The sequence below is a fragment of the Bosea vaviloviae genome (assembly GCF_001741865.1).
Classification (GTDB): Bacteria; Pseudomonadota; Alphaproteobacteria; order Rhizobiales; family Beijerinckiaceae; genus Allobosea; species Allobosea vaviloviae.
Genome location: NZ_CP017147.1, coordinates 5,063,908 through 5,079,949, shown reverse-complemented (window position 1 = coordinate 5,079,949; position 16,042 = coordinate 5,063,908). Strand labels below are relative to the sequence as shown.

General features: G+C 66.1%; 13 protein-coding genes and 1 pseudogene. 10 read left to right on the top strand and 4 right to left on the bottom strand.

Annotated elements, in window-relative coordinates:
- The first annotated feature begins 99 nt into the window (after nucleotides 1-99).
- From BHK69_RS23315 to BHK69_RS23295, 5 genes are all read left to right on the top strand, one after another.
- Nucleotides 100-1,620, top strand: coding sequence for a hypothetical protein (locus tag BHK69_RS23315; RefSeq protein ID WP_069692184.1), 1,521 nt, complete (start codon nucleotides 100-102; stop codon nucleotides 1,618-1,620).
- 22 nt (nucleotides 1,621-1,642) lie between these two features.
- Nucleotides 1,643-2,482 carry a GIY-YIG nuclease family protein gene (locus BHK69_RS23310; protein ID WP_069693905.1) on the top strand — a complete coding sequence of 280 codons (840 nt, stop codon included), beginning with the start codon at nucleotides 1,643-1,645 and terminating at the stop codon, nucleotides 2,480-2,482.
- 214 nt (nucleotides 2,483-2,696) lie between these two features.
- Entirely contained in the window at nucleotides 2,697-3,197 is a 501-nt protein-coding gene (locus BHK69_RS23305; protein ID WP_069692183.1) for a hypothetical protein, read from the top strand.
- Between the two features lie 239 nt (nucleotides 3,198-3,436).
- On the top strand, nucleotides 3,437-5,305 hold the full coding sequence (locus BHK69_RS23300) for a TRAP transporter large permease (protein WP_069692182.1): 1,869 nt from the start codon (nucleotides 3,437-3,439) through the stop codon (nucleotides 5,303-5,305).
- Nucleotides 5,305-6,291, top strand: coding sequence for a TRAP transporter substrate-binding protein (locus BHK69_RS23295; RefSeq protein ID WP_069692181.1), 987 nt, complete (start codon nucleotides 5,305-5,307; stop codon nucleotides 6,289-6,291). Before BHK69_RS23300 ends, BHK69_RS23295 begins: the two co-directional genes overlap by 1 nt.
- 71 nt (nucleotides 6,292-6,362) lie before the next feature.
- Here the strand turns inward: BHK69_RS23295 and BHK69_RS23290 are convergent, their stop codons facing one another.
- Entirely contained in the window at nucleotides 6,363-6,656 is a 294-nt protein-coding gene (locus BHK69_RS23290; RefSeq protein WP_069692180.1) for an Rdx family protein, read from the bottom strand.
- 260 nt (nucleotides 6,657-6,916) lie between these two features.
- On the opposite strand from BHK69_RS23290, the gene BHK69_RS23285 reads away from it, so the two are divergent.
- The 4 genes from BHK69_RS23285 to BHK69_RS23270 all read left to right on the top strand — a co-directional run bounded on the left by BHK69_RS23285 (nucleotide 6,917) and on the right by BHK69_RS23270 (nucleotide 11,279).
- Complete coding sequence (locus BHK69_RS23285) at nucleotides 6,917-8,059, top strand: alpha-D-ribose 1-methylphosphonate 5-triphosphate diphosphatase (RefSeq protein WP_069692179.1); 1,143 nt, start codon at nucleotides 6,917-6,919, stop codon at nucleotides 8,057-8,059.
- A 120-nt stretch (nucleotides 8,060-8,179) separates the two neighbouring features.
- Nucleotides 8,180-8,497, top strand: coding sequence for an ArsR/SmtB family transcription factor (locus tag BHK69_RS23280; protein ID WP_069692178.1), 318 nt, complete (start codon nucleotides 8,180-8,182; stop codon nucleotides 8,495-8,497).
- A 47-nt stretch (nucleotides 8,498-8,544) separates the two neighbouring features.
- Nucleotides 8,545-10,056: an NAD(P)-binding domain-containing protein gene (locus BHK69_RS23275; RefSeq protein ID WP_069692177.1), complete on the top strand. Its 1,512-nt coding sequence runs from the start codon at nucleotides 8,545-8,547 to the stop codon at nucleotides 10,054-10,056.
- Entirely contained in the window at nucleotides 10,056-11,279 is a 1,224-nt protein-coding gene (locus tag BHK69_RS23270) for an MFS transporter (RefSeq protein WP_069692176.1), read from the top strand. Before BHK69_RS23275 ends, BHK69_RS23270 begins: the two co-directional genes overlap by 1 nt.
- Nucleotides 11,280-11,302: 23 nt before the next feature.
- On the opposite strand, the gene glpD is transcribed toward BHK69_RS23270, so the two are convergent.
- From glpD to BHK69_RS23255, 3 genes and pseudogenes are all read right to left on the bottom strand, one after another.
- On the bottom strand, nucleotides 11,303-12,829 hold the full coding sequence (gene glpD, locus BHK69_RS23265) for a glycerol-3-phosphate dehydrogenase (RefSeq protein WP_069692175.1): 1,527 nt from the start codon (nucleotides 12,827-12,829) through the stop codon (nucleotides 11,303-11,305).
- 7 nt (nucleotides 12,830-12,836) lie between these two features.
- Nucleotides 12,837-14,183, bottom strand: a complete 1,347-nt coding sequence (locus BHK69_RS23260; protein WP_083269634.1) for a nucleotide sugar dehydrogenase — start codon at nucleotides 14,181-14,183, stop codon at nucleotides 12,837-12,839.
- Nucleotides 14,184-14,309: 126 nt separating this feature from the next.
- Nucleotides 14,310-14,492, bottom strand: a pseudogene (locus tag BHK69_RS23255) (transketolase family protein); the annotation flags it as partial.
- Between the two features lie 142 nt (nucleotides 14,493-14,634).
- Between BHK69_RS23255 and pncB the strand changes: the two are divergent.
- On the top strand, nucleotides 14,635-15,909 hold the full coding sequence (gene pncB, locus BHK69_RS23250) for a nicotinate phosphoribosyltransferase (RefSeq protein ID WP_069692173.1): 1,275 nt from the start codon (nucleotides 14,635-14,637) through the stop codon (nucleotides 15,907-15,909).
- The last annotated feature ends 133 nt before the right edge of the window (nucleotides 15,910-16,042 follow it).

Genomic DNA, 16,042 nt, shown 5'->3' with positions numbered 1-16,042 from the left:
GTCCCTTGGCCATCTGCCGGCAGGTCGAGGCGGGCTGTCGCGACCTGAGGCGAGCTTGTTCGATACGTTCCGAGAAGGTCGGCCCAAGATGGGGATCGCATGATGAAGCTAGGCCGTTTCAAACGCCGGGCGATGATGATTGTGGCCGGATGCGCGCTGGTCGGAGGGTTGGCCATGGCGTCCTGCTCCGGGCCCGATCAGTTGTATCATCGCGTCTGCGCTGATGGTCCGAGTGGCGGCGACTGCATCAAGCGCGAACACTTCGTGCAGACGCGCGGCGACGATTGCGCCGGGGCCGGGCGGGCCATGTGCTTCGGTACGGGAAACGACGGCTGGGACACCGGCTTGCTGGGCACCCACCCGGGGATGACGCCCAGCCCCTTCGAATACGCGGCCTTGGAATACCGCTCCGACGTCGATGCGACGGCGCAACGCTGGCAGCCCCAACAGATGGAGGCGATCGTCGATCGGATTGCGGCGATCCGGCGTGGTGGCCAGCAGGTCTACCTGGTAACCTTCGTTCACGGCTGGCACCATAATGCGCAGGAGACGCGAGGCAGGGAGGACGCTGCCCCGCAGAACAGGAACCTGCGCTATTTCAAGCATATCTTGGCCAAGAGCGTCGCGGAGTTGGCCGCGAGGGGTAGCAGGAATCACCGGGTGGTCGGCGTCTATGTCGGCTGGAACGGTGGCGACGCGACTTCGATGCTCACGATCGGCGACCGCGCCAGGGCCGCGGACCGCATTGGCACCTCCAACGACTTCGCCACCGATCTCTCACGGCTGGCGGACGCAGCGGGCTCAAGTGCCGCCGAGGCGGGGGCCGAGGGCAGGATGCTGGTGATCGGCCACTCGTTCGGCGGGCGCATCGTGTCACGGTTCATGCTGCGGCAAGTCGCCGAAGGCAGGGGGTGGGCGCCGCTGGGCCCGCGGACACTCGTCTCGACGATCAACCCCGCGATCGGGGCCGATGCCTTCGACGCGCTCATGGCCCTTCCACCGGCCGATACGTCGCTTCCGCCTTCCTGGGTCAACTTCACCTCGACGGACGATTACGCGACGGGCATCGTGTTTTCCACCGCCGCGACGATCGGGCGCGTGGCAATCTTCGGCTATGGTGTCACCGACCGGGTTCTTTCGGCCAGCGGATACCAAGCTATCGGTCACTATCGCCCCTACGTGACTCATCGTCTGGCGATCGACCATTTCAAAGCCCAGGAAAAGCCGGGGCTTGGACTGGTGGCAGTCACCCAGCGAGGCTGGCCTGGGCCTTGCCACGTCGCGCTCGGCGAGGAGACGTATCCGCCTGTTCTTGATGGGCGTCGCACTGATTGGTTCAGGATTCCGACCGGGGTAAAGACGGCGCGGAAGGCAGTCTGGTTCGGTGGCCGTGAAACGGAATGTGTCTCGCGGCATTATGTCTCCACCCTGTCGACGGGAGGAGATGAAGGCCGGGACTTACATTCCGTTCCCGGCCGGATGTGGAACGTTACGGGCGACCGTAACCTCGTCGATGCCGAAGGGCTAAATGACACCTCGACGCCCTTGCACAATGCCTTCGTTCAGACGTTGCTGACCCGGATGTTGCTTGAGCTCACGTTTGCGCAGGCGGTGCCCTGAAACCATAATTACGGAGCATGACTTGCCAGAGTTCGAAGGTGACCGTTCGGGCGCGGACAGCTTCCTGAGGAGGCATCCGGGGCAGTTCTACGTCTACGTGCTGTGCAGGCCGGACGGGCGTCCATTTTATGTTGGCAAGGGGCTCAACCGACGCGCCTTCGAGCATGAGGCGGAAGCGTTGCGCCGTCATCCGATCGGAGAGGCCAATCCGTTTAAATGCAATGTGATCCGGAAGATTGTTCGCGAGGGCGGTTCCGTGCGTTACCGGATCGACTCCTTCTTTGATCAAGAGCGGCAGATGTCGTGCCTCGAACGGGAGGCGGCACTGATCCTCGAATACAGGCGCCTTCATGAGGGCGGGGTCCTTACGAACTTGGCCGGCGGCTTAGGCAATCTGTCCGGAGCCGCACCGTTCAGCCTGGGTCGTCATGCGGCGACGTTATCCGGTGAGCCGGAGAACAACCCGGCGCGCGCCACGCTCAACCGGTTCCTGCAAGGCATCGGACCGGTCGGGAGCGTGCCGATCAAGCCGGTCGCGCAAATCTCCAGAATATTGTCGACGACCCCGCATCCAAATCCAAGATCGCCCACAGTCCGGTGTGCCTACGCGCTCATAGCGAGCGCATCGGCGACTGCCACGCGGTTCGTCACCGACGTCTCGATCCCGAGAACGTTCGAATACCAGGGCGTGCAGGCGGTCATCGAGAATGGGGTGGCGCGCGACCTGCTCAAGGCGGGAATGGCCAGCTTGATGCCGGCCGCCGATCCCAAGGCCGAACGGTTCGTCCTGACCCACGCTCAGGTCGAACTGCTAATGGGGCTCTACGGCTCCGAGGCGCTCGTCGCGCGCGGCTTGCTATGACGGATAATGCCCTCGCTGGAGATCGCCGATGAAACCGCCTGTCCGCGTCCTTAGCAGCCAGGCGATTCCCCGCCCCACGGCGGGGCGTTTCCGAAGGTTTCCCGAAGGGTCGGGGCGCCCGACCCTACCGTTCCTGCCGCCCCGACCCCAGATCACGGTCGCGCACGCGCGTTCGGGCGGCCACACGACCGACACGGACTCGAGAGGAGAAGCGATGACCAACCCCTTCCAGAAGTCCGCCGACGCCCTCGTCGGACGCCTCGGCGAGATCGCGGACGACAGGCGGCGCGCCCAGGAGGCCGTCGAGGCCAAGCGGCGGGAGAGGGAGCGGTCCTTCGACCGCGTGACCGCCTTGTTTGCCGTCTCCGCGGCCAAGGTCGAGGAGTGCCTGCGCCGGGCGAACGACGCCTTCGATGGCAGCGGCGTGACCCTGACCAAGAAAGTGATCCCGATCTCCGACACCGCCGGGTCGATCACGATGACGCTCTCCGGCGCCGGAGGGCAACCCGCCGCGTTCCGGATCGTGGGGAACGCGGGCTTCCGGCTCTTCGTCCACGAACTGGACGATCCGAAGTACGGCCCGTTCGACCTCGCGGACGCCGAGACCCTTCCCTACGAGGAGATGGTCGATCAGTTCATCCGATCGGTGACGGCGGGGCTGGCGGGCCGAGACCGGATCGAGGGCGTCACGAGCGCGGCCGTCGAAGGTCCGTAAGGAGAGCGGCCGGTCTCGATCTTGTCGGCGATTTGTCGGAAAGGGCCTGTGATAGGGCCGGATCCACGCTCCCGGTCCCGCCGTGCCCCGAGAACCACCACCCTACCACGGGTCGCACCGGGTAGGGCACTCTGGAGATCTGAACAGGTCAGCCAAATCGATTTTTGGCTGAACGCGGCACATGCAAATGCGCAGCCGCCTCTTGCGTTCGCGCGCATTCTCGTCACTGCGTTAGCGCCATGACGAGCCTTGCGACATCATCATTGGTACCGAAGCCGTCGCTGCGCCGCCGAGCCGAGCGTGGGCTGTCTTGCCTCGTCACGGGGCTGGAATGGCTGGGAGCCATCATCCTTGCGGTGCTCTTCGCCGTGGTGATGGCGGCGGTGCTGCGCCGCTATGTGTTTGGCGGTGGATTCGTCTGGTCCGACGAATTGGCGATCTGGCTGAACGTGGCGCTGGTCGCCGTTGGCGCGCCTTTGGCCGCGACGAGCGCACTGGCGATGCGACTTGACGTGATCGTGCGCCTGCTGCCCGCTGGAGTGCAGCGCCTGGCTTCGATTTTTGCCGATGCGGTCGCGGTTCACGGCTCGCTCGTGCTCGCCTTCGGCGGCGCCAGCGTCGTGGCGCTCGTCGGCGGCAGCTCGACTGTTCTTGGCCTGCCGGAAAGCTTGCGCTTCGCCGCCTTCGCGCTCGGCGGCGGGCTGACCGTTGTCGTTGTGCTGTGGCGGGCCGCGCTGGACAGCTCCTGGCCGGCGGCCCTGGCCTCGCTGCTTCTCGGCATCGGCTTTTATCTGGCGGCGCAGAGCGTCACGGGATTTTTCGTGGAAACGCCGAGCCTGGTCGCGGCCTCGCTCGCCGGACTCGGGCTGATCCTGGGCGCGCCGCTGCCCTATGCGCTGCTTGCCGGCGTTTCGCTCAGCGGCGCCTTTGGCGGGCTCTTGCCCGAGCCGGCCATCGTCCAGAACACGGTCTCGGGCGTCTCGAAATTCCTGCTGCTGGCGATCCCGTTCTTCCTGCTCGCGGGCGAATTGCTGACGGCGGGAGGATTGGCCGAGCGGCTGGTGCGCTTCGCCGCCTCGCTGGTCGGGCATTGGCGGGCGGGGCTGGCGCAGACGACACTGATGTCCAGCGTGCTGTTTTCGGGCGCGTCGGGCTCCTCGGTGGCCAACGCCGCCTTCGGCGCCAAGGTGATGGCGCCGGCCTTGATCGCGCGCGGTTACCCGCCGGCCCATGCGGCGGGGATCGTGGCCGGCGTCTCGATGCTCGACAACATCATCCCGCCTTCGATCGCCTTCCTGATCCTGGCGACGGCGACCAATCTGTCGGTCGGCTCGCTGCTGGTCGGAGGCTTCGTCGCCGGCGGGGTCCTGGCGCTGGCGTTGGCGATCGGCATCCATCTCAGCGTGCGCGAGGTGGTCGATGCTGCGCCCAAGGCCAGCGGGCAGGAGAGGGCCAAGAGCTTCGTCAGTGCGCTGCCGGCGATCGGGCTCGGCGTCGTCGTCGTGGTCGGCATCCGCTTCGGCGTCGTCACCGTCACCGAGGCTTCGGCGCTAGCAGTGGCCTATGCGCTCGTCGCCTGCCTGGCGCTGCGCAGCCTGAATATCGGCACGGTCTTCGGCGCCTTGCGCAAATCGGCGACGGAAGCTGCGGCCGTGGGCATGCTGATCGGGGCGTCGGCGCCCTTCGCCTTCCTGCTCGCGGTCGATCGGGTCTCCGACCAGATGGCGGGGCTGGTGACGGCGCTTGGCGGTGGACCCTATGCGGTGATGCTGCTCGCCAATCTCGTCCTGCTGGTGGCCGGGCTCTTCCTCGATATCGGCGCGGCGATCCTGCTGCTGGCGCCGCTGCTCCTGCCCGTTGCGATCTCGGCCGGGCTCGATCCGATCCAGTTCGGTGTCATCCTGGTGGTCAACCTGATGATCCATGGCCTGACCCCGCCATTGGGCATTCTGGTCTATGTCGTCAGCGGCATCACCCGCGTTCCGGCAAGCGCCGTCTTCCGCGCCGTTCTGCCCTTGCTGGCGACGCTTCTGGTCGCGCTTGCCATATTGTGCCTGGGGGCGGCCGCCTGGCCCTCGCTTCCACCATCCTTCAAGGAGTTGTTCTGATGTCGCCGACCCGCCGCGAGATCACGGCTAGCCTATTGGCCGCGCCCGCGCTGCTCTCCACCCATACGGCCCATGCCGCCGGCCGGCCCGTGACGGTCGCCTCGCTCTTCGGCGAGGACAAGCCCGAGACCAGGGTCTGGCGCAAGATCGCCGAGATTCTGAACCGGACCGCGCCCGGCCGCTTCGACCTGCGCATCGTCGGCAATGCCGCGCTGGGCGGCGAGAAGGAGGTCGCCGAGGGTGTCCGGCTGGGTTCGGTCCAGGCCTCGCTCTCGACGATCTCTGCCTTGTCGGGCTGGGTTCCCGACAGCCAGATCCTCGATCTGCCCTTCCTGTTCCGCGACCGGGGCCATCTCAAGCGCGTGCTGGCGGGACCGCTTGGCGACGAGCTCAAGGGCAAGTTCGAGGGGCAGGGCTTCGTCGTGCTCGGCTTCATCAATTACGGCGCGCGCCATCTCCTGGCCAAGGAGCCGATCACCACGCCCGCAGGCATCAAAGGCAAGCGCATCCGCGTGATCCAGAGCCCGCTGCACACGGAACTCTGGTCGGGGCTCGGCGCCTATCCGACGCCGATCCCGATCCCGGAGACCTATAACGCGCTGAAGACCGGCGTGGTCGATGCGATGGACCTAACCAAATCGGCCTATGTCGGCTTCAAGCTGCACGAGGTTGTGCCCTATCTGATCGAGACCGGCCATATCTGGGCTTCGGGCGTGATCTATGTCTCGGCGGCGTTCTGGAAGGGGCTTTCAGCCGCGGACAAGGCGGCACTGTCGGCCGCTGCCGCCGAGGGGGCAGGCTATTTCGACGACCTGATCGTCGCCGACGAGGAGGCTTCGATGGCGAAGGCTGCGGCGGAAGGCGGCAAGGTCGTGCAGCCGCAGAACCGGCCGGCCTGGGAGGAGGGCGCGCGCAAGGTCTGGACCTCGTTTGCGCCCAAGCTCGGCGGCATCGACAAGATCGAGGCGGTAGCGAAGAGCGCGTGAGGCGTGATCGATTCTAAAAGCTGCGGACGTTGCTCACGCGAAAACCGGTACTCAGTTTTTCGCGCAGTGCTCTACTGCGCGGCCCGGTCGAGATGGCCGAGGTCGCGGCTGGGGTCGAGCCGGTCGCGGACGCGCTGCTTCAGCGCCTTGACGTCGGGAAAGCCGTCATCGGCGACGCGGTCCCAGATCAGCGTGTCGTCGTAATGGATCTGGAAGCTGCCGCCGCTGCCCGGCCGCAAGGCGACTTCGCCGAGATCGGGACCGAAGGTGTGAAGCAGCTCCTGCGCCATCCAGGCCGAGCGCAGCAGCCAGTTGCACTGCGTGCAGTAGGTGATGGCGATACGCGGCGGTTTCACGTCACTCATTGGCTTTCGCTCCGTAGCGGTCTGGCGGTGAACCGGTTGCCCAACCGGGCGCGCGGTTCTTGCGCAAGCCTCTCGCCGACACAAGCCTCTCGCCGACACAAGCCTCTTGCCGGCATATGAGGCGCGGGGCAAGCGGTGACCGTGCCATGCTGCCGGCCGAGTCTCGTTGTCATCGCATCGTCATCCGTCACTTTCATTCGCAGGCATTTGCATTCGCAGGGTGTTCGCGCCGATTCGTCGCGCTGGCCGAGAGGAATGAGATGTCGATCGTGATCGCAGGTGGCAGGGCGCTGCTGGAGGAGCTGGTCGAGGCCGATATCGTCGTCGCGGGCGGCAGGATCGCGGAGCCGGGCGCGCCTGCTCCTGCCGGTGCCTTGCGGCTCGACGCTTCCGGCCTGCTCGTGCTGCCGGGCATCGTCGATTGCCATGGCGACGCCTTCGAGCGCCACATCATGCCGCGTCCCGGCGTCTCCTTCGATATCGATCTCGCCTTGCGCGACGCCGATCGCGCCATGCTGGCGAGCGGCATCACGACAGCCTTCCATGGCGTGACCTGGTCCTGGGAGCCCGGCCTGCGCGGCGCCGACAATGCGCGCTCGCTGATCGAGGCGATGGCGCGCCTGGCCCCCGAGCTCGGCGCGGACACGCGTTTCCATCTGCGCCACGAGACCTTCAATCTCGATGCCGAAGCCGAGATTCTCGACTGGCTCGCTACGGGTCGGGTCGGCGTGCTCGCCTTCAACGACCATACCGAGGGCTTGATGAAGGAGGGTGTCCGTCCGGCCAAGGTCGCCAAGATGGTCGAACGCACCGGGCTGTCGTCAGCCGATTTCATGATGCTGGCCGAGGCGGTCTATTCCCGCCGCGATGAGGTCGCGGGCTCGGTCTCGCGGCTGGCGCAAGCGGCGCTCGAGGCTGGCGTGCCGACCTTGTCGCATGACGACATGACGCCGCAGATGCGGGCCTGGTATCGCTCGCTCGGCGTGCGCGTCGCCGAATTCCCGATCGATGTGGCGACGGCGCGAGAGGCTGCCGCCCATGGCGAGGCGATCGTGTTCGGCGCGCCCAATGTCGTGCGCGGCGGCTCGCATCTGGGCTGCCCCGGGGCCGAGGACATGGTGCGCCAGGGGCTCTGCACGATCCTGGCCTCGGACTACTATTACCCGGCGCTGGCGCTGGCTCCGTTCGTCCTGGCGCGCAAGGGCGCGGCGGCGTTCACGGAGGCCTGGAAGCTGGTCTCGGAAGCGCCGGCGCAGGCGCTGGGGTTGCACGATCGCGGCATGATCGCGCCCGGCAAGCGCGCCGATCTCATCCTGGTTGCGGAGGGGCCACAGCCGCGCGTCGTCGCGACGATCGCCGGCGGCAGGCTCGTCCATCTCGCGGAGCAACGCATTCTGGCATGACGCTGCCTGGCATGACGCTGCCGGTCGCGCGGCCAGGGCTGCCCGCCGTGGAAATCTTGTTATTCTATAATTCTGGAAATACGGATTGACGACCTGCCGAGATTGGATCATCGTGTTTGCATGAATACGCAAGACGCCGCCGCCAGACTCGAGGCCCTGGGCAATCCGACCCGGCTCTCGCTCTTTCGCTTGCTGGTCCGCGCCGGCCATGACGGGCTCTCCGTCGGCCAGTGCCAGCAACGGCTCGAGATCGCGGCCTCGACCCTGTCGCACCACCTCAAGACGCTGATCATCGTGGGGCTCGTCAGCCAGGAGCGCGACGGCACCACGCTGATCTGCCGGGCCAATTTCGACCTGATGAACGCGTTGCTGCAGTTCCTCGTGGCCGAGTGCTGCGTCGAGAGCCGCTGTGGCCCAAACGAGCAGGACGCGGCCTGATCTCGCTGCCTTCTATTTCGATTATTCCAGAATTTGAGGATCATGAGATGGCGGAGATCAAGACCATTGCGATCATCGGGGCAGGGCCGGTTGGGCTGGCGGCGGCGGCCCATGCCACCGAACGCGGCCTGAGACCGGTCGTGCTGGAGCAGGGCAGTGCGGTCGGGCATGGCGTGCGGCATTGGGCGCATGTGCCGATGTTCTCGCCCTGGGCTTTCAACATCGATGGCGCGGCGGAGCGGCTGCTGGTCGCATCCGGCTGGAGCCGTCCAGATCCTGGCGGATACCCGACCGGCGGCGAGCTGATCGATCGGTATCTTGCGCCGCTGGCAGAACGCACGGCGCTGCGCCATGCGATCCATTTCGATGCGCGCGTGCTCTCCGTGACCCGGTCCAGATTCGACAAGGTCCGGACGGCCGGACGCGATTCCGCGCCCTTTGCTCTGCGCTATGGCAGCGGAACCGGCGAAAAAACCCTGCTGGCGGACGCCGTGATCGACGCCTCCGGCACATGGTTCTCGCCCAACCCGGCCGGTTCGGGTGGGCTAGCGGCGCTGGGGGAGCGCGAGGCCGCTGCTGCGGTCAGCTACGGCATGCCCGATGTGCTGGGCGGGGCGCGGGCGCGCTATGCCAGCAAGCGGATTGCGGTTTTGGGCGGAGGACATTCCGCCATCGGCACGCTGATCGCGCTCGCCGATCTGCAGGAGCGCGCGCCCGAAACCCGGATCATCTGGCTTTATCGCGGCACCCTGCTGTCCAAGGCCTTTGGCGGTGGGGCGGCCGATCAATTGGCCGCGCGCGGCGAACTGGGCACGCGCATCGCAAAGCTCGTCGAGCGGGGCCTGATCGCGGTCGAGACCGGCTTCCAGCTCGAACGGATCGAACGTGTGGACGCCGGTCTGCAGCTAGAGCAATTTCCGATCCGGTCGGATCGTTCAATTGCTCCAGATTCTTGTTTTGACGCGTTTTCTTCACGCGAACCGGTATCCACTTCGCTTGAAAACGCTCTAGCGGCGGCCAATAGCGGCGGACGCGATGTGACGGTCGACGAGTTGATCGTCGCGACCGGGTTCCGGCCCGATCTCGCTTTGCTACGTGAACTCAGGGTCCAGCTCGATCCGGCCCTGGAATGCCCACCCGCCCTTGCGCCTCTGATCGATCCCAACGAGCATTCCTGCGGCACGGTGCGCCCGCATGGAGCGGCCGAACTCGCCCATCCCGAGCCCGGCTTCTACATAGCGGGCATGAAGGCTTATGGCCGGGCGCCGACTTTCCTGCTGGCCACTGGCCATGAGCAGGTCCGCTCGATCGTGGCGGAGATCGCGGGCGATCGCGCGGCGGCGCGGCGGGTCGAGCTCGTGCTGCCCGAGACCGGCGTCTGCAGCACGACGCCGGACGGCCCTGCCGTGGCCGACACCGGCTGCTGTGGCGGCCCGGCTCCCGCGGCAGTCGATGCCTGCTGCGCGGATGATGCCCGGGCGAAGGCCTCGGGTGAAGCTGGTTGTGGCTGTGGAGGCACGCCGGTTCGCAGTGCCGCTCATGAGGTGGCCGAAGCCTGATGCTGCGCTCTTTGCTGCCGTCGCCCACTCCGTCCGGGGGGAGAGAGCTGTCCCTCATCCTCGCCCTCGGCGTTACCCAGGTCGTCGGCTATGGCTGCCTGTATTATGCCTTCGCCGTGCTCGCGCCAGGCATGACGGCGAGCTTCGGCTGGGCTCCGGAATGGACCTATGGCGGCTTCGCTGCCGGCTTGCTGGCCGGCGGGCTGATCGCACCGCTCGCGGGCCGTCTGATCGACCGGCATGGCACCCGCATGATCATGAGCCTGGGTTCGGGCCTAGCTGGCCTTTCGCTGCTGGCGCTGGCGGAAGCACGCGGGCCGATTGGCTATTTCACCGCCATGATCGCGCTCGAGGCGGTCTCGACCATGGTGCTGTACGACGCCGCCTTCACCGCCTTGACGCAGGCCAAGGGCGGTGGCGCGCGGCGCGCCATCAGCCAGCTCACCTTGATCGGTGGCTTTGCCTCGACCCTGTTCTGGCCGCTGACGACAGCCCTGCTGAACGGGTTCGACTGGCGCGAGATCTACCGGCTCTATGCCGTGCTGCAATTCGTGCTCTGCTTGCCCCTGCATCTGTTCCTGCTGCCCGGGCGCCCTCATCGCCTGCCGGTTGTGACGCCCGTAGCCACTGCGGTGACTGCACCGGAGGATGGCTATCTCGAAGGCGAGGCGCGGCGACATGCCTTCATGCTGCTTGCGCTGGCTTTCTCGCTGCAGGGCTTCGTGATTTCGGCCATGTCGGTGCATATGCTGACGATGCTGCAGGGGCTGGGCCTGAGCGCCGGGCTCGCTGTCGGTATCGGCGCGATCGTCGGCCCTTCGCAGGTCGCTGGGCGTCTAGCCGAGATGCTCTTCGGCACCGCGCTCGACCCTGTCACGACGGCCTGGGTTTCGGCTGCGCTGATGCCGTTCGGCTTCCTCATGCTGATGATCGGCAATACGACTGCGACGCTCGCCGGGCTCTTCGCCATCGCTTATGGCGTCAGCATGGGCCTGAGCTCGATCGTACGGGGAACTGTGCCGCTGCAGCTCTTCGGCCCGGCTGGATATGGCGCGATGCTGGGTAAGCTTTCGGCGCCGGGGCTCGCGGTGAAAGCCGCCGCTCCGCTGGCCTTCGCCATCCTGATCGAGCGGGCGGGCTTGATGCCGAGCAGCTTGCTTCTCATCGCCTTGTCGGCACTTGCCGCCGTTGCGCTCTTCTTGCTGGCGCGCAGGGTGCGCTGAGCCACCGTCCAGCCTCGATGCCTTCAGACGGCCGGCTCGGTCGTCGCCTTCGCTTCAGCCAGCATGAAGGCGTCCAGGGCGTCGCGCTCCTCCACTGAGAGGCGCAAGCCCAGCTTGCCGCGCCGCCAGAGCACGTCCGCGCCGCGCTTCGCCCATTCCTTGCGGATCAGATAGCGCAGCTCGCGCTCATGAAGGTCGGCGCCGAAATGGCGGCCGAGATCGCTCATGCCTTGCGCGCCGGCGAGAATCTCGTGCGCCTTCGTGCCATAGGCGCGCACCAATCGCGTCACGGTCGATCGAGCCAGCCAGGGATGGGCGGCGGCGATCTCGTTGACCAGCGCCTCGAAGCCGGTCACCGGGAAATCGCCGCCGGGCAATGTGCCGTAGACGGTCCAGGCGGGCCGGCCGGCCCAGCCGGCATGTGGCGCGAGCTTGTCCAGAGCTGCTTCGGCGAGGCGGCGATAGGTCGTGATCTTGCCGCCGAAGACCGAGAGCAGCGGGGCTTCGCCCTTGGGCGCGTCGAGCGTCAGCACATAGTCGCGCGTCGCTTCCTGCGCCTTGGAGGCGCCGTCGTCATAGAGCGGACGCACGCCGGAATAGGTCCAGACGACCTGCTCCGGCGTGACGGCTGCGCGAAAATACTCGCTTGCGGCGGCGCAGAGATAATCGATCTCCTCGGGCGTCGCTTTCGCTTGCGCAGGATCGCCCTGGTAGTCGCGGTCCGTGGTGCCGATCAGGGTGAAGTCGTGCTCATAGGGGATCGCGAAGATGATGCGGCCATCGGCGTTCTGGAAGATGTAGCAGCGGTCGTGCTCGTAGAGTTTGGGCACGACGATATGGCTGCCCTGGACCATGCGGACGGCGGCCTTGGTGTTCGAGCGCACGACGCCGCCCAAAACCTCGCCGACCCAGGGGCCGGCGGCGTTGACCAGCGCCTTGGCGGTGACAGTGATGCGGCCGGCTTCGCCTTCCCCGACGATCCGCCAGAGGTCGCCGTCGCGATCGGCCGAGACGACCTTTGTTCGTGTGTGGACCGCGGCTCCCCTGGCGGCTGCATCAGCCGCGTTCAGCACGACGAGGCGGGAATCCTCGACCCAGCAATCGGAATATTCGAAAGCCCGCGCATGGTCGTCCTTGAGCGGCCGGCCGGCAGGATCATGAGCAAGATCGAGTGTCTTCGTCGCCGGCAGGAGCTTTCGTCCGCCGATATGGTCGTAGAGGAAAAGCCCGAGCCGGAGCAGCCAGGCGGGGCGCAGGCCGGCATGGTGCGGCAGCACGAAGCGCAGCGGCCGGATGATGTGCGGCGCGAGCCGCCAGAGCCGCTCGCGCTCCATCAAGGCTTCGCGCACCAGCCGAAATTCATAGTGCTCGAGATAGCGCAGCCCGCCATGGATCAATTTGGTCGAGGCCGAGGAGGTGGCGCTGGCGAGGTCGTCCTTCTCGAACAGCACGACCGAGGCTCCGCGCCCGGTGGCGTCGCGGGCGATGCCGCAACCATTGATGCCACCGCCGATGACCGCGAGATCGTAAGCTGGCTCAGCGTTCTTCATCGTCGTATCAGGCCTTGAAGATGGTCTTGCCCGCAAGCCCATGCCGCGCACAGGCATTGCGGGTATCCACCACAAGCTTGGCGTGGCGGACGACGAGGCCGTAATCGACATCGTCATGGTCCGTCGCGATCAGCACGGCGTCGAAGGCGGCGAGCATCTCGGCGCTCAGCGCCTGGCTCTTGCGGGCAGTCAGGCCGCCATGCTTCCGCGTCGGCCGGATCTCGGCGATATGCGGATCGTGATAGGCGGCGCTCGCACCGCGTGCCTCGATCAATTCGATCAGCTTGAGGGCAGGGCTCTCGCGCATGTCCTCGATATTCTTCTTGTAGGCGATGCCGAGGACGAGGATGCGCGCACCGCTGAAGCCGCGGCCGAGTTGCGTATCCACAAGCTCCGCCAGCCGGTCGACGACGCGATAGGGCATATCGGTGTTGATCTGGCCGGCGAGCTCGATGAAGCGCGTCGTGACGTCGAATTCGCGTGCTTTCCAGGTCAGGTAGAACGGGTCGATCGGGATGCAGTGCCCCCCTAAGCCCGGACCCGGATAGAACGGCATGTAGCCGAAGGGTTTCGTCTTGGCGGCGTCGATCACCTCCCAGATGTCGATACCCATCGCGGCGTAGACCTGCTTCAACTCGTTGACGAGCGCGATGTTGACGGCGCGGAAGATGTTCTCGGTCAGCTTCACCGCCTCGGCGGTCGCGGTCGAGGAGACCGGCACGGTCTTGACCACGAGCGCGGCGTAGAGCGCATCAGCCATGGCGAGCGCATCGGGGCCGTCGCCGCCGACGACCTTGGGAATGTCGGAAGTGCCGAACTCCCCATTGCCGGGGTCCTCGCGCTCGGGCGAATAGGCGAGGAAGAAATCCTGCCCGCTCTTGAGGCCGGTGGCGGTCTCGAGGATCGGGCGCATCAATTCGTCGGTGGTGCCGGGATAGGTGGTCGATTCGAGCACGATCAACTGGCCTGGCCGCAGGCGCCTGGCGATCGCTTCCGTGGTCTGGCGGACATAGGAGAGATCGGGCTCGCGATGGCGCGAGAGTGGCGTCGGCACGCAGATCAGCAGCGCATCGGGCTCGGCCAATCGGTCGAAATCCGTCGTGGCATTGAAGCGCTGCGTCTTCAGGCCCTCGACGATCAGCTCCATCGGAATGTGCTTGATCGTCTCCTTGCCGGCATTGATCTGATCGACCCGCGGCTGGTCGATGTCGAAGCCGACGACCTTGATGCCCCGGCGCAGCGCCGCCAGCGCCAGCGGGATGCCGACATAGCCGAGGCCGACGATCCCGAGCACGACCTCCCTGCCGTGGACGCGGTCGATGAAACTCTGCGCCGCTTGTGATGTCGCGCTCAATCCAGGCTCCCGACAACGCGGCGCATGCGAGCGCGCCGACGAGGCTTGCTCCTTGCCGAGTTGGCCGAGCCTGTCAACGCAGCTCCCGTTATCGCGAGCGAAGCGAAGCCATGACGGCTTGCCTCGTCAGAGCCAGCTCTTGATGCTCGCGACCATCGCGTCGGTCGAGATGCCGTAGCGGTCGTGCAGCGTCGGCAGCGCGCCGGCATCCAGGAAGCCGTCGGGCAGGGCGATCTGGCGGAAGGCGGGCGGGTGGATGTTGGCCCGCATCAGGGCGCCCGCCACCGCCTCGCCGAGCTCGCCGATGAGCGGGCGTCGAGACAAGCGCCTCATCTGCCGAAGCGGCATGCGCGCCCGTCTGCGCGTCCCGACGCAAGACGATTGTCAAAAAGGCGCGACCTCGCCTAGTCATGTGCTGCCCTTTGAGCATCACGGACCCTGCGGCCCCGCCATGACCGTCACCGATATCGCGTCGCGCACCTATAATCATGGCTGGCGGCTTGATCCGATCATCCGCAGCCTGCTCGACACCGATTTCTACAAACTCCTGATGCTGCAGATGATCCGGGCCTTCCATCCGGAGGTGCAGGTCACCTTCTCGCTGATCAACCGTTCGCGCCATATCCGGCTCGCCGATATCGTCGACGAGGCCGAGTTGCGCGCGCAGCTCGACCATGCGCGCGAGGTCCGCTTCTCGAAGAAGGAATTGATCTGGCTGGCGGGCAACAGCTTCTACGGCAAGACGCAGATGTTCTCGCCGGATTTCATCACCTGGCTCGCGGATTTCCGCCTGCCCGAATACGATCTGCGTCGCGTCGACGGGCAGTTCGAACTGCATTTCGAGGGGCCCTGGACGCATGCCACGATGTGGGAGGTTCCGGCGCTCGCCATCATCAACGAATTGCGCGCCCGCCGCGTCATGGTCGGCCAGAAGCGTTTCTCGCTCGATGTGCTCTATGCCCGCGCCAAGGCGAAGATGTGGGACAAGGTCGACCGGCTGCAGAAGCTGCCGAATCTGCGGCTCTCCGATTTCGGTACGCGCCGGCGCCACGGCCATCTCTGGCAGCGCTGGTGCGTCGAGGCATTGAAGGAGGGGCTGGGCTCGGCCTTCAGCGGCACCTCCAACGTGCTGCTGGCGATGGACAACGACCTGGAGGCGATCGGCACCAACGCGCATGAATTGCCGATGGTGCTGGCTGCGCTGGCCGAAAGCGATGAGGAGTTGCTGCGCGCGCCCTATCGCGTGCTTGACGAATGGCGCCAGGTCTATGGCGGCAATCTGCTGATTGCGTTGCCCGACGCCTTCGGCACGACGGCCTTCCTGCGGCACGCGCCCGACTGGGTCGCCGACTGGACCGGCTTCCGGCCCGATTCCGCTCCGCCGATCCCGGCCGGCGAGGAGATCATGGCGTGGTGGCGCACCAAGGGCCGCGATCCCAGGGAGAAGCTGCTGGTCTTCTCCGACGGGCTCGATGTTTCCGCGATCGAGCGCGTCTACCACCATTTCGACGGCAAGGTCCGGATGGCCTTCGGTTGGGGCACCGACCTCACCAACGACCTCGTCGGCTGCTCACCGGACGGTTCGCGCGAACTCGACCCGATGTCGCTGGTCTGCAAGGTGAGCAAGGCCAATGGCCGCCCAGCGGTGAAGCTCTCCGACAATCCCGAGAAGGTCTCGGGCGCGGCGGATGTGGTGGCGCGGTATCGGCGAGTGTTCGGCGGCTAGAGGCTGTTATGAATTAATATAAAGAGTATATTCTTGCGATGTGTTTTTAGAATAACTCAAATAAATGAATCTATACTGGATTCAGTTCCGGTAAATTGTTAGTCGGCGGGCATTCAATCTTTTGAAGGCATCG